The sequence below is a fragment of the Burkholderia sp. ABCPW 11 genome (assembly GCF_001523445.1).
Classification (GTDB): Bacteria; Pseudomonadota; Gammaproteobacteria; order Burkholderiales; family Burkholderiaceae; genus Burkholderia.
The window spans coordinates 11935-25056 of record NZ_LOVM01000083.1 but is presented as its reverse complement, the minus strand read 5'-3'; the positions used below and the strand labels follow the sequence as shown (position 1 = coordinate 25056).

Sequence of the window (13122 nt, the reverse complement as noted above, 5' to 3'; positions counted from 1 at the left end):
AAGCGCCCGCCCGCATCGCGACCGGCGGGTTGCGCCGCGTCGCTCAGATCACGTTGAAGTGGTGCGTGCCGTCCCGCTTCAACTGGTCGACCAGCCCGTATTCCCAGTCGAGATACGCCTGCATCGCCGCCGCCGCGTTGTCGGTGCCTTCGTACGGGCGCCGGTAGCGGTCGACGCGCGGCGACGCGAGATGGGTCTCGCCGCTCTCCAGCGGCAGCCCGGCGTCGATCCATGCGGCCGTGCCGCCGGTCAGCACCCGGATGTCGGCCGACGCCGGCAGCAGCGCGCGGGCGTCGTGCGCCGCGAACCGCGCCAGCAGACTCGATCCGCACGTGAACACGTAGCGCTTCGCGGGCGGAATCGCCGCCAGCGCGTCGCGCAACTGCGCGCGCACGGCGAACCACGCGCCCGGAATATGACGCTTCACGTAGTTCGCGCTGGCCGTCACGTCGACGATCGCGAGTTCGCCCGGCGCGGCCTCCTTCAGCCAGCCCGCGAGCGTCGCGGGCGACACGTCGGTCGCGGGCGGCGGCGCCGGCACGTCGCGCGGCGGCTGGCCGCGCTCGACGAATGCCGCGGCGCCGGCCGGTTCGATGACGCGCACGTCCCAGCCCATCTGCGCGAGCCACGAGGCGGTCATGTCCGCGCGCACGCCGTCGTCGTCGGCCAGCACGATCCGCGCGCCGCGCACGGCCGCGTGATGATCGGTCTCCTGCACGAGCTGGCCGCCCGGCGTGCTCAAGAAGCCCGGCAGGTGGCCGGCTTCGTATTCCTCCGGCGTGCGCACGTCGAAGCGGTACAGCGTGCGGCCCGGTTCGTCGAGCGCCGCGACGTCGGCCAGCGCGATGCGCGGCACGCCGGCGCGCTCGGCCACCGCGCGGGCGGCCCGACGCGCTTCGGCGCGCTGCGTCGCGTCGATCTCGTCCGGAAAACGGCGCGCCGCACCGTGCTCGAGCGTCTGGCCGGCCAGCGTCCAGCCGATCGTGCCGTTGCGCAGCGCGGCGACCGGATTCGGTAGCCCCGCGTTGACGAGCGACTGCGTGCCGATGATGCTGCGCGTGCGGCCCGCGCAGTTGACGATCACCTGCGTCCGCGGGTCGGGCGCGAGCGCGCGCACGCGCAGCACGAGTTCCGCGCCCGGCACGCTCGTCGACGTCGGGATGTTCATCGTCTGGTACTCGTCGAAGCGGCGCGCGTCGACGATCACGACATCGGCTTTCGCGTCGATCAGCGCCTGCACCTCCTGCGCGGACAGCGACGGCGTATGACGCTCGGCCTCGACCCATTCGCCGAACGACTTGCTCGGCACGTTCACGTCGATGAACAGTTCGCCGCCCGCCGCGACCCAGCCCGCGAGGCCGCCGTCGAGCAGCCGCACGTCGGTGTAGCCGAGCCGCGCAAGCGTCGCGGCCGCGCGCGGCGCGAGATCCTCGCCGCCGGCTTCGCCGAACACGACGATCGGCGTGTCGCGGCGCGGAATCCGCGTCCACGCGTCGAGTTCGAGCTTCGACAACGGAAAGTTGGCGGCCCACAGCGGATGGCCCTGTGCGTACGGATCTTCCTCGCGTACGTCGATCAGCGCGATCTCGTCGCGGGCCAGCAGGCGCGCGCGTACGTCCTGGTACGACGCGACGGGAAAGCGGAAGGTGGAATCGGCGGATGGCGTCACGATGTCTCTGTGTCGAATACGTTGAAGTCAGTGAAGAAAGCGGAACGGATCGAGCCTGGCCCTGCCGGCGCGCACCCGCACCGGGCCGCGCGAGCGGGCTTCGCGTCAGGCATTCGAATAGCCCGACACGAACGGCTTCACGGTACCGTCGTCCAGGTACACCGCGCGCTCGACCTTGCCGATGTTCGCGCCGTACACGTGGATGCTGATCGATACGCGGTCGGCGAACGCGTTGGTCACGCGATGCACGTCGCCGATGCGCGGCGACACGGCCTCGACCTCGCCCGGCCGGAGCCGCACGGCGTCGCCCGCGGGCACCGGCTTGCCGGCCGCGTCGAACCGGTACGGCTGCGAGAACTCGCCGCCGCGCAGCATCCCGATCAGCCCCCACACCGTGTGGTCGTGGATCGGCGTCGTCTGGCCGGGCCCCCACACGAAGCTGACGATCGAGAAGCGCTCGTCCGGGTCGAGATGCAGCAGGTACTGCCGGTAGCGCTCGGGATCGGGCTGCGCGAACGCGTCGGGCAACCAGTCGTCGTGTTCGACGAGCGAGGCGAGCAGCGCGCCGCCCTCGTCGAGTATGCGCGCCTCGTCCGCGCCGGACGCGAGCAGCGCATCCAGATCCTCGACGAACGGACGCAGCGGCGTCTGCTGCAACGAAAGCGTACTCATCGGCCGTCTCCTCGAATATGATGCCGAATATGATGGATCGTCATGATGCACCGGAAAGACCATGCAGAACAAACATGAAAATTAGCGATATCGACGCTTTTGCAGCGGTCGTCCGCTGCCAGACCCTGAGCCAGGCCGCGGCCGAGCTCGGGATGACGCAGCCCGCGATCACGCGGCGCGTCCAGAATCTCGAGGAAGCGCTCGGCGTGACGCTGCTCGACCGCAACACGAAGCCGCCGCGCCCGACCGACATCGGCCGGCAGGTGTTCGAGCAATGTCGCGCGATCCTGCGCGAGGTCGACGCGCTGCGCGAACTGACGGCCGGCGAGCAGCCGCCCGCAGGCGAATTCCGGATCGGGCTCACGCAAGGGCTCGGCGAGCTGATGCTGCCGGTGCTCATCGCGGACCTCGCCGCGCAGTGGCCCGCACTCGCGACGCACGTCACGACCGCATGGGGCGGCCAGCTCGTCGAACGCATCGCGCGCCGCGAACTCGATGCGGCGCTGGTCTTCCTCGCGCGCGAAATGGTGCTGCCGGCGCAGGTCGAAGGCGTTCGGTTGCTGGCGACGCGGCTCGTCGCGGTCGGCCGCAAGGGCGACTGGCCGCGCCGAAGCTATCGGCTCGCCGATTGCCACGCGCGCGGCTGGGTGCTCAATCCGGACGGCTGCGGCTTTCGTGCGGGCTTGCGGCGTGCGCTCGACGCGCAAGGCCTGCCGATGCCGGTCACGCTCGATGCGTACGGCCGCGATCTGCAACTGCAAAGCGTTGCAAACGGCGTCGGCCTCGGATTGATGCCGCTGCCGCTCGTCGAACGCAGCCCGTTGCGCGACGCGCTCGACATCGTGCCGCTCGCCGATTTCAAGCCGCAGATCGACCTGTGGCTGCTGCGCCGGCACGATGCGGCCCGCTTCGATGCGCCGCTCGCGGCCGTCGCCGCGCATGCGCGCACGGCATTCGCGCTGCCCGAGCAATCGCACGACAAGGCCGCGTGACGCGGCCGCGCGGCGCCCGCGTCGTGTCGCGCCGTCGCCCCGTGCGGCAACCCGCTCCGGCTCACACATCATGTCGGCCGCGTTCGCCCCCGTTGCGTGACGTGGCGTCCGCGTCCGCGTTCGCTCCCCCGCGCGTCGCCGCATCGAGCACCGCCCGCCCCGCCGCCACCGCGATCGCATCGTCCTGCGGCGTATGCACGCGACTGCACAGCACGTCGCGATAGTGGCGTTCGAGCGGATTGCCGCGGCTCAGCCCGTGATTGCCCGACAGCTTCAGCGCCTGCTCGACCGTCCGGATCGCCTGCTCGGTCACGGTGCGCTTGACGAGGCCGCTGGTCGTCGCCGAAGGCGCATTGCCAGCATCGGTGCGCGCGATGTGATCGTCGAGCAGCACGCGATTCGTGTGCAGCCAGCCCTCGATTTCGCCGACCGCTTCCTGTACGCGCGGCACCGTCGCGAGCGGTGCGCCGAGCCCGCTCGGGGCGCGCGTCGTCGCGAATTCGACCAGCCAGCGCGCGCCACCGCGTCGTACAGGCTGCCGAGCAGCGCGACCATCCACGCCTGCTGGTCCGCCTGCGCGTCGGCATCCGCGTGCGTGGCAGCCGACACGGCCCATGCGTCCGGCGCGCGCACGTCGACCGCGTAATCGGCCGGCAGCGGCACGTCGTCGAATACGACTTCATGGCTTCCGGATGCGCGCAGGCCGAGGTGATTCCAGCTTTCGATCACGCGGATGTGATCGCCGTCGGTATCGCGGTCGCGCGGCACGAGAAACACGCCGACGCGCGGTGCCGGTTCGTCGGTGCGCGCCCACACGGCCAGCCAGCGCAGCGCCGGAATCCCGGTGCTGTAGAGCTTGTGGCCCGACAGCCGCCAGCCGTCGGCAACGCGGCGCGCAACGGTCGCCGGCAGCCCGCCGCGCGACGGCGAACCGAGCGCGGGCTCGACGCGCAACGCATTGATCAACGCACCGTGCTCGACCGCGCTGTCGAACACCGCGCGCCGCACCTGGGCCGGCCAGCGGTTGTCGGCGCGGCCGAGCGCGCGATGCTGCAGATACGTCATCGTCAGCACCAGCGCGGTCGCCGGATCGGCCCGCGCGACGGCGGCGACGATCCGGCTCGCCCGCGCAAGCGTCGCCCCGGCGCCGCCATGCTCGCGCGGCACGACCTGCGCGATCAGCCCGGCACGATGCAGCCGCGCGAAATTCTCGTGCGGAAAGCGGCCTTCGACGTCGTTGCGGGCCGCATCGGCGGCGAGTTCGGGGGCGAGGCGCTCGAGCAGCGCGGCAACGCGCGCGTCGCTCGTCTCGTCGGCGGCTTCGGCGGCGGCAAGCAGGACGTGCAGTGCAGGCTGCCGTGACGGCGAGGAAGCGGCAAGGCTGGCGGACATCGAAACGGATTCCCTGGGTAGTTCGAACACGGCGGCGTAAAACGACAGCGGCGGCAAAGCCTGCGCCAACGCACGCCCCATCATTCGCGAGCCCACAGCGTATGCGCAACGCATGCGGCCCCAAACCATGCAAATCTGATATTCAAATCGGGATTGATTATTTCCATTCCGCATGATCCCGGCGTTAACCTGCGCTCCATTCCTGCCCGGCCGCGCGCCGGGAACGTCCCTGCACCGGAGACCCAGATGAGCGTCGAATTCATCGGCATGATCCAGAGCCAGAAGCAGTCGGAAATCCACCCGGCGTCCGGCCCGGCGGTCGATCCCGACTATGTGCGCGACTTTGCCCGCGCCCACGAAACGGCCGGCTTCGACCGGATTCTCGTGCCGCACCATTCGACCGGCCCGTCGGCGACGCTGACGATCGCGTTCGCGGCGGCCGCGACCGAGCGCATTCATTTCATGCTCGCGCATCGCCCGGGCTTCACCGCGCCGACGCTCGCCGCGCGGCAGATCGCGACGCTCGACCAGTTCAGCCGCGGCCGGCTCGCCGTGCACTTCATCTCCGGCGGCTCGGACAGCGAGCAGCAGCGCGACGGCGATTTCCTCGATCACGACGCGCGCTACGCACGCACCGACGAATACCTCGGCATCCTGCGGCGGATCTGGACGGAAACGCAGCCGTTCGATCACGACGGCGCGCATTACCGTTTCAAGCAGGGCTTCTCGGAAGTGAAGCCGTTCCAGCAGCCGCACGTGCCGATCTATTTCGGCGGCGCGTCGGAAGCCGCGCTCGCGGTGGCCGGCAAGCACGCGGACGTCTATGCGCTGTGGGGCGAATCGCTCGACCAGGTGCGCGACCTGACCGCGCGCGTGCGTGCCGAAGCCGCGAAGCACGGCCGCCAGGTGCGCTTCTCCGTGTCGTTCCGGCCGATCCTCGCGGCGACCGAGGACGAAGCGTGGGCGCGTGCGCACCGCATCCTCGACGAAACGCGCCGGCTGCGCGAAGCGGCCGGCCTCGGCGCCGGCGGCCCGCAGCAGAGCGAAGGCGCGCGCCGCCTGCTCGCCGCGGCCAAGCGCGGCTCGCGCGTCGACAAGCGGCTGTGGACCGAGATCGCGAAGCTCACCGGCGCGCGCTCGAATTCGACGGCGCTCGTCGGCACGCCCGAACAGGTCGCCGACGCGCTGCTCGACTACTACGACCTCGGCGTGACGACCTTCCTGATCCGCGGCTTCGATCCGCTGGACGATGCGATCGACTACGGCCGCGAACTGATTCCGCGCGTGCGCAGCGCCGTCGCCGCCCGCGACGCGGCGCGCCGTGCCGCCTGAGACGGAGCGATACGCGATCATGTCCGCCGTCCTTTCCTCGCCCGAGCGCACCGCATCGGGCCTCGTGCTCGCCGACACCCCGCGCCAGCACTTCTGGTTCGATCCGCCCGCGCCGCGCGTCGACGTGGCCGCCGAGCGCCGCCACCGGCAGGAGCGGCTCGCGGCCGCGTTCCGCCTGTTCGCGCGCTTCGGCTTCGCGTCGGGCCTCGCCGGCCACATCACCGCGCGCGATCCGGAGCTGCCCGATCATTTCTGGGTGAACCCGCTCGGCGTGCATTTCTCGCAGATCAAGGTGTCCGACCTGCTGCTCGTCAACGCGCGCGGCGAAACCGCGATCGGCAAGCGGCCGCTGAACAAGGCCGCGTTCGCGATCCATGCGGCGATCCACGAAGCCCATCCGCACGTCGTCGCCGCCGCGCACACGCATTCGACGTACGGCAAGGCGTGGTCGACGCTCGGCCGCCCGCTCGATCCGCTCACGCAGGACGCCTGCGTGTTCTACGAAGACCACGCGCTGTTCGACGACTTCACGGGGATGGTCGTCGACACCAGCGAAGGCGCACGGATCGCCGATGCGCTCGCGAAGCCGGACGGCACCACGCACAAGGGCGTGATCCTGAAGAACCACGGCATCCTGACGGCCGGCCCGACGGTCGAGGCCGCCGCATGGTGGTACATCGCGCTCGACAACGCCGCGCACACGCAGCTGCTGGCTGAAGCGGCCGGCACGCCGCAGCCGATCGATCACGAAACCGCGCGCCACACGCACGGCCAGATCGGAGGCCCCGACGGCGCGCTGCATGCGTTCGACAGCCTGTTCGCACGCGTCGTCGCCGACGAACCCGACCTGCTCGACTGAGCCGCTCTCGCGCCACACCGGAGACCAGACCATGACCGAAACCACCGCACCCATACCCGCCGACGCGCACGACGACCAACGCCGCCGGCTGCTGCGCGCGGCCGGCGCCGCCGCGCTCGCCGTGCCGGCGATCACGCTCGGCCGCAAGGCCTGGTCCGCGCCGCCGCTGAAGAAACTCACGTTCGCGTGGAACCAGAACGCGTTCTGCCTGACGCCGATCGTCGTCGCGCAGGAGCGCGGCTTCTTCGAGAAAAACGGGCTGAAAGTCGAGCTGATCAACTACAGCGGCTCGACCGACCAGTTGCTCGAATCGATCGCAACCGGCAAGGCCGATGCGGCGGTCGGGATGATCCACCGCTGGCTGAAGCCGCTCGAAGCAGGCTTCGACGTGAAGATCATCGGCAGCTCGCACGGCGGCTGCGTGCGGCTGCTCGGCGCGAAGGCGGCCGGCGTCACGACGTTGCAGGCGCTCAAGGGCAAGACGGTCGGCGTCAGCGATCTCGCCGCGCCCGGCAAGCACTTCTTCTCGATCCTGCTCGCGAAGAACGGCATCGATCCCGAACGCGACGTCACGTGGCGGCAGTATCCGGCCGACCTGCTCGGCGTCGCGGTCGACAAGGGCGAAATCCATGCGATCGCCGACGGCGACCCGAATCTCTACCTGCTCGAAAAGCGCAGCAACGGCGCGTATACCGAACTCGCGACCAACCTGTCCGGCGAATACGCGCGCAAGGTGTGCTGCGTGATCGGCGCGCGCGGCGACCTCGTACGCAACGACCGGCCGTCGGCCGCCGCGCTCGCGCGCTCGATCGTGCAGGCCACCGAATTCACGCACGACAACCCGAACGAAGCCGCGAAGGTGTTCGCGAAGTATTCGCCGAAGATCAGCCCCGAGGATCTGCGCAAGCTGTACGCGACGCTCACCTACACGCATCACCCGACCAACGTCGACCTGCAGCAGGAAATCGCGTTCTATGCGGACGATTTTCGCCGCATCAGCGTATTGAAGAAGAGCACGGACCCGCAGCGCTTCGCGCAGCAGGTCTATGCCAATGTACTGGGGTAGCGCGATGTCGACGATCGAACACGCTTCCGCCGCATCGGCATCGGCCGGCGGCGCCGCCCACGCCGACGCTACCGCGCGCGCGGCCTGCACGGCCTGCACGGCCTGCGACGCCGCGCCGGCCGCCGGCACCCGGCGCGAACGCATCTGGCCGACCGGGATCGCCGCCGCGCTCGCGTGGACCGCGCTCGGCGCGCTCACGCAACTGTGGCCGAACCGGATCGTCGGCTTCAGCGACTGGGCGTACACCGACACGTTCGGCACGGCCGCGTGGACGATCGCCGCGCTGCTGCTCGCCGCCGCGACGCTCGGTCATCTCGTGGCCGCGACCCGCACGCGGCTCGCGCGGGTGCGACCGGCCGGCCCGTGGCTCGTCGCACTGCCGCTCGTGCTCGCCGCGTGGGAAATCGTCACCGCGAAAACCGGCTGGCTGCCGACGCCGTTCTTCGCGCCGCCGCAGGCACTGATCGAGGTCTACGTCGACGACTGGCCGCGCCTCGCCGGCAGCGCCGGCAACACGCTGAAGCTGCTCGCGCTCGGCTTCGCGTACGGCGTCACGGTAGGTTTCGCGGTGGGCGTGTCGATCGGCTGGTCGCGCCGGATCGGCTACTGGGTGCATCCGGTGCTGCGCGTGCTCGGCCCGGTGCCGGCCACCGCGCTGCTGCCGCTCACGTTCTACTTCTTTCCGTCGAGCTATTCGGCCGCCGCGTTCCTGATCGCGCTGTCGACGGGCTTCCCGGTCGCCGTCCTCACGTGGTCGGGCGTCGCGAGCGTCAACCGTCAGTACTACGACGTTGCGCGCACGCTCGGTGCGAACGCGCGCTTCCTCGTGCTGCGCGTCGCGATTCCGGCCGCGCTGCCGCACGTGTTCGTCGGCATTTTCATGGGGCTGAGCGCGTCGTTCACGGTGCTGGTCGTCGCCGAGATGATGGGCGTCAAGTCGGGGCTCGGCTGGTACCTGAGCTGGGCGCAGGGCTGGGCGTCGTACGTGAACATGTATGCGGCGCTGCTCGTGATGGCGCTGCTGTTTTCCGGGTTGATCGCGCTGCTGTTCGCGGTGCGCGACCGTGTGCTCGCGTGGCAGAAAGGAACCGTCAAATGGTAAGCGCCGCCGTACTCGAACCGTCCGCGGCCGCCGCGCCCGCCGTCACGACGCCGCGCGGCGCGCGCATCGACATCCGCCGCGTGAGCCATGCGTTCGACGGCCCCGGCGGCGCGCTGCCGGTGCTCGACGACGTGACGCTGTCGGTCGCGGCCGGCGAATTCGTCGCCCTGCTCGGCCCGAGCGGCTGCGGGAAATCGACGCTGCTGCGCCTCGTCGCCGGGCTCGACGCCGCGCGGCAAGGCACGATCGCGCAGGACGGCGTGCCGATCGAGCGCCCCGATCCGTCGCGCATCGTCGTGTTCCAGGACCCGACGCTGTACCCGTGGCGGCGCGTGCGCGCGAACGTCGCGCTCGGCCTCGAAGCGCGCGGCGTGGCGCGCACCGCGCAGCATCGCGTCGACGATGCGCTCGCGCGCGTCGGGCTGCAGGACTTCGCGAACGTGTTTCCGCATCAGTTGTCGGGCGGGATGGCGCAGCGCGTCGCGCTCGCGCGCGCGCTCGTCAACGATCCGCGCCTGCTGATTCTCGACGAACCGCTCGGCAAGCTCGATTCGCTGACGCGGCTCACGATGCAGGCCGAGCTGACCGCCCTGTGGCGACGCGACGGCTTCTCCGCGCTGCTCGTCACGCACGACGTGGAAGAAGCGCTGTTCCTCGCGCAGCGCGTAATCGTGTTCGGGCCACGCCCGGCACGGATCGTCGCCGAACTGCGCGTCGACCTGCCCTACCCGCGCCATCGCGGCGACCCGCGCCTCGCCGAATTGCGCCACGACGCGCTGCGGCATCTCGGGCTCGATGCGAGCTGGTAGATGCCGGTCGCCGTTCGACGTTTGGCTGCGGCACGCCGCGGACGCGCGCGATGAACGCGCCGCCGTTCGCCGACTGGGCCATTGCGTTCCTGCAATTGCTGTATCGCGCGCAAATCGCGTTGGCGCGCGTGCTGCACGCGATCGGCCTGACCGGCGACGCCGATGGCCAGGCGGCGTGGCCGTGGGCACACCGCATCGCGCTCGAAACGCTGCGCATCGACGCGGGGCTCACGCGGCAGCTCGCGTTCGCCGGCGGCGCGACGGCGCTGGCCGTCGTGCTCGCCTGCCTCGCGCTGGCTGCGCGCAAGCGGCGTGTCGCGACGGCCATCGCCGCGCTGGCCGTCGCATGGTTCGCGCCGTGGCCGCCCGCTTCGCTGTGGCTCGCGCCTGCCGTGCCGACGAGTTTCCAGCGCGATCCCGCGCCGTTTTCGGTCGCGAACGTGATGCGCGGCGCCCACCTGTATACGCAACATTGCGCGGCCTGCCACGGCGCGGACGGGCGTGGCGAAGGGCCGCTCGCGGCCACGCTCGCGCACTGGCCGCCGACCTTCGCCGGCGCGCTGCTCGCGCGTCGGCTCGACGGCGAACTGTTCTGGCGCGTACGCCACGGCACGCAGGACGCGCACGGCGCGTCGACGATGCCCGGCTTCGCGGCCACGCTCGGCCCACAGGACACATGGGCCGTGCTCGCCTACCTGAAAGCGCTGGCAGCCGGTAGCGGCGCGCGGGCGGAAGGCGCGTGGCCGGTGCCCGTCCCGCTGCCGGCACTCGACGTACGGTGCGGCGACGCCGCGCCTCAGGCGCTCGAACGCTGGCGCGACGGCCAGCGCGTGCGCGTCGTCGCGCTCGCGGCGGGCGCGACGCCACCGCCGGAAGACGCGCGCTGGCAGACCTTGCTCGTCGCCGAACCCGGCGCGTCCGTGCCGTCGTCGGTCGACTCGCGTGCGAACTGCGTCGCGACGACAGCCGATGCGTGGCTCGCGTTCGCGACGATTGCCGGCGTCCCGCCCGATGCGCTCGGCGGCACGCAACTGCTTGCCGATCGACGCGGCTGGCTGCGGGCGCGTGCGTTGCCCGGCAGCGCCGGCTGGTCGGATGCCGACCTGCTGTGCCGCTCGGATGCGGTGGCCCGACCGGCCGCGCGCGCCACGGGCGGCGACGCACTGACCGCGCTGCTGCTGCGCGTCGATGCGGAACCCGTGCGCGACGTACAGGCCGGGCTTGCGCATTGAACTCACGAATCCTTCCTTCGACAGAAATTCACGATGAATCCGACTCGACGCCACTTCCTCGCCCAGGCGAGCGCCCTTGCCACGATCGCCGCCGCGCCGGCCACCCTGCGCGCGCAATCGGGCGCCCGCCCGCTGCTGCGCGCCGGCGACCAGAAAGGCGGCCTGCGTGCGCTGCTCGAAGCGGCCGGCGAATTGAACGGCCTCGCGTACGACATCGCATGGACCGAATTCCCCGCGGCCGCGCCGCTCGCCGAAGCGCTGAACGCGGCCGCCGTCGACTGCGGGCCGATCGGCGACGCGCCGGTGATCTTCGCGCTCGCATCGGGCGCCCGCATCAAGGTGATCGGCGCGAACCGCTCCGATCCGTACGGCACGGCCGTGCTCGTGCGCCCCGACGCCGCGCTCAAGGGCGCTGCCGACCTGAAGGGCAAGCGGATCGGCACCACGCGCGGCTCGATCGGCCATTTCGTGACGCTGAAGGCGCTCGATGCGGCCGGCCTGCCGCCGGATGCCGTGTCGTTCCGCTTCCTGCCGCCGGCCGACACGATGCTTGCGCTCGCAACCGGTTCGATCGACGCGTGGGCGACCTGGGAGCCCTATACCGCGCTCGCCGAAACGAGCGGCCGCGCGCGTGTGCTGGTCAACGGCCGCGGGCTGTGGTCGGGCCTCAGCTATGTCGCGGCGACCGAAGCGGCCATCGCCGCGAAACGCGACGTGCTGCGCGATTTCCTGCAGCGTGTCGTGCGTGCGCAAGCGTGGTCGTACCGGCATGCGGACGCGTATTCGGCGGCACTCGCGCGCATCATCGGCATTCCGCCGGCCGCCGCGAAGCTGCAGTTCGAGCGGCGCGGCACGCGCTGGCTGCCGATCGACGCAGCGGTGATCGCCGAACAGCAGCGCACGGCCGACTTCTACCTGAGGGCCGGGCTGCTGCGCCAGCCGCTCGACGTGCGCACGACCTTCGATGCAGGCTTCCCGCTCGCCTGACGGGCGCGTGGCGGCGCGCAGCCGTCAAACGGCTCCGGCACGATCTGGCACAATCGCGATTCGATCACCCCGCCTTCAGCCAGCGTCATGCCAGCCATCGCCGAACTCTTCGTCTACCCGATCAAATCCTGTGCCGGCGTCGCGCTGACGCGCGCGCAACTGTTCGAAACGGGCCTCGCCTACGATCGCCACTGGCTGATCACCGATCCGCACGGGCAAATGCTCACGCAACGCACGCACCCGCGCCTCGCGCTGATCCGCCCGACACTCGACGACGATGCGCTCGTGCTGAACGCGCCGGGCATGCCGGCACTGCGCACGCCGCTCGATGGCGACGCGACGCCCGCCACGCCGAAGATGGCCGCGACCGTGTGGCGCGACACCGTCGACGCGATCGACACGGGCGCCGAAACGGCCGCATGGCTCACCGAATTCCTCGGCGTGCCGACGAAGCTCGCACGCTTCGCCGCCGACGCCCGACGCGATTGCGACCGCAAGTGGACCGGCGAGATCGATACGCATACGCAGTTCGCGGACGCTTATCCGCTGCTGGTGATCGGCCAGTCGTCGCTCGACGACCTGAACGCGCGGCTTGCCGCCAAAGGCGCGCCGGCGATCCCGATGAACCGCTTCCGGCCGAACGTCGTCGTGTCGGATCTCGATGCGTACGAAGAGGATTTCGTCGAGCACCTCGACACCGGCGGCGACACGCCGGTGCGGCTGCGGCTCGTGAAGCTGTGCACGCGCTGCCCGATGCCGACGATCGACCAGGCCACCGGCGCGCCCAATCCCGAATGGCCGCACGAGCCGACCGACACGATGCAGACCTATCGCGCGAACCCGAACTACGGCGGTGCGCTGACGTTCGGCATCAATGCGATCGTCGTCGAGGGCGCGGGCGCGTGGCTCGAAATCGGCCAGCCGGTCGAAGCGGAGATCGGCTTCGGCGACTGAGCCGGATCGCCAGGACCTGTTCCGGCCAATAACGGGCTTGCGCCGGCCCGTTCCCT

At 70.9% G+C, this 13122-nt stretch carries 11 protein-coding genes and 1 pseudogene; 9 read left to right on the top strand and 3 right to left on the bottom strand.

The window, feature by feature from the left end:
- Positions 1 to 43: 43 nt before the first annotated feature.
- Both WS61_RS27185 and WS61_RS27180 read right to left on the bottom strand, forming a co-directional pair.
- On the bottom strand, positions 44 to 1669 hold the full coding sequence (locus tag WS61_RS27185; RefSeq protein WP_059505086.1) for a rhodanese-related sulfurtransferase: 1626 nt from the start codon (positions 1667 to 1669) through the stop codon (positions 44 to 46).
- A gap of 105 nt (positions 1670 to 1774) precedes the next feature.
- The gene (locus WS61_RS27180) at positions 1775 to 2341 is read right to left on the bottom strand and encodes a cysteine dioxygenase (protein WP_059505084.1); all 567 of its coding nucleotides are present in this window, start codon (positions 2339 to 2341) and stop codon (positions 1775 to 1777) included.
- Positions 2342 to 2358: 17 nt separating this feature from the next.
- Here WS61_RS27180 and WS61_RS27175 point away from each other — a divergent pair, with 17 nt between their 5' ends.
- On the top strand, positions 2359 to 3333 hold the full coding sequence (locus WS61_RS27175) for a LysR family transcriptional regulator (protein WP_179949710.1): 975 nt from the start codon (positions 2359 to 2361) through the stop codon (positions 3331 to 3333).
- A 61-nt stretch (positions 3334 to 3394) separates the two neighbouring features.
- Here WS61_RS27175 and WS61_RS27170 read toward each other — a convergent pair.
- Positions 3395 to 4725: pseudogene (locus tag WS61_RS27170) on the bottom strand (acyl-CoA dehydrogenase family protein).
- A 246-nt stretch (positions 4726 to 4971) separates the two neighbouring features.
- On the opposite strand from WS61_RS27170, the gene WS61_RS27165 reads away from it, so the two are divergent.
- From WS61_RS27165 to WS61_RS27130, 8 genes are all read left to right on the top strand, one after another.
- Positions 4972 to 6057, top strand: coding sequence for an LLM class flavin-dependent oxidoreductase (locus WS61_RS27165; RefSeq protein WP_059505082.1), 1086 nt, complete (start codon positions 4972 to 4974; stop codon positions 6055 to 6057).
- A gap of 19 nt (positions 6058 to 6076) precedes the next feature.
- Positions 6077 to 6916, top strand: a complete 840-nt coding sequence (locus tag WS61_RS27160) for a class II aldolase/adducin family protein (protein ID WP_059505080.1) — start codon at positions 6077 to 6079, stop codon at positions 6914 to 6916.
- Positions 6917 to 6947: 31 nt separating this feature from the next.
- Positions 6948 to 7982: an ABC transporter substrate-binding protein gene (locus WS61_RS27155; protein WP_059505078.1), complete on the top strand. Its 1035-nt coding sequence runs from the start codon at positions 6948 to 6950 to the stop codon at positions 7980 to 7982.
- Between the two features lie 4 nt (positions 7983 to 7986).
- Positions 7987 to 9084, top strand: coding sequence for an ABC transporter permease (locus WS61_RS27150; RefSeq protein ID WP_059505481.1), 1098 nt, complete (start codon positions 7987 to 7989; stop codon positions 9082 to 9084).
- Complete coding sequence (locus WS61_RS27145; RefSeq protein WP_059505075.1) at positions 9078 to 9893, top strand: ABC transporter ATP-binding protein; 816 nt, start codon at positions 9078 to 9080, stop codon at positions 9891 to 9893. The genes WS61_RS27150 and WS61_RS27145 overlap by 7 nt, the downstream gene beginning before the upstream one ends.
- A gap of 50 nt (positions 9894 to 9943) precedes the next feature.
- Complete coding sequence (locus WS61_RS27140) at positions 9944 to 11125, top strand: cytochrome c (RefSeq protein WP_059505073.1); 1182 nt, start codon at positions 9944 to 9946, stop codon at positions 11123 to 11125.
- A gap of 33 nt (positions 11126 to 11158) precedes the next feature.
- A complete protein-coding gene (locus WS61_RS27135) occupies positions 11159 to 12112 on the top strand; it encodes an ABC transporter substrate-binding protein (RefSeq protein WP_059505072.1) in 954 nt (317 codons plus the stop codon).
- An 87-nt stretch (positions 12113 to 12199) separates the two neighbouring features.
- Positions 12200 to 13066 (top strand): MOSC domain-containing protein, encoded by an 867-nt coding sequence (locus WS61_RS27130; RefSeq protein ID WP_059505070.1) that lies wholly within the window; start codon positions 12200 to 12202, stop codon positions 13064 to 13066.
- Positions 13067 to 13122 lie beyond the last annotated feature (56 nt).

Bases quoted from the DNA above. Each gene is read 5' to 3' on its own strand.
- WS61_RS27180 (WP_059505084.1), bottom strand. From the start codon at position 2,341: ATGAGTACGCTTTCGTTGCAGCAGACGCCGCTGCGTCCGTTCGTCGAG.
- WS61_RS27175 (WP_179949710.1), top strand. From the start codon at position 2,359: ATGATGCCGAATATGATGGATCGTCATGATGCACCGGAAAGACCATGC.
- WS61_RS27165 (WP_059505082.1), top strand. From the start codon at position 4,972: ATGAGCGTCGAATTCATCGGCATGATCCAGAGCCAGAAGCAGTCGGAA.
- WS61_RS27160 (WP_059505080.1), top strand. From the start codon at position 6,077: ATGTCCGCCGTCCTTTCCTCGCCCGAGCGCACCGCATCGGGCCTCGTG.
- WS61_RS27155 (WP_059505078.1), top strand. From the start codon at position 6,948: ATGACCGAAACCACCGCACCCATACCCGCCGACGCGCACGACGACCAA.
- WS61_RS27150 (WP_059505481.1), top strand. From the start codon at position 7,987: ATGTCGACGATCGAACACGCTTCCGCCGCATCGGCATCGGCCGGCGGC.
- WS61_RS27145 (WP_059505075.1), top strand. From the start codon at position 9,078: ATGGTAAGCGCCGCCGTACTCGAACCGTCCGCGGCCGCCGCGCCCGCC.
- WS61_RS27140 (WP_059505073.1), top strand. From the start codon at position 9,944: ATGAACGCGCCGCCGTTCGCCGACTGGGCCATTGCGTTCCTGCAATTG.
- WS61_RS27135 (WP_059505072.1), top strand. From the start codon at position 11,159: ATGAATCCGACTCGACGCCACTTCCTCGCCCAGGCGAGCGCCCTTGCC.
- WS61_RS27130 (WP_059505070.1), top strand. From the start codon at position 12,200: ATGCCAGCCATCGCCGAACTCTTCGTCTACCCGATCAAATCCTGTGCC.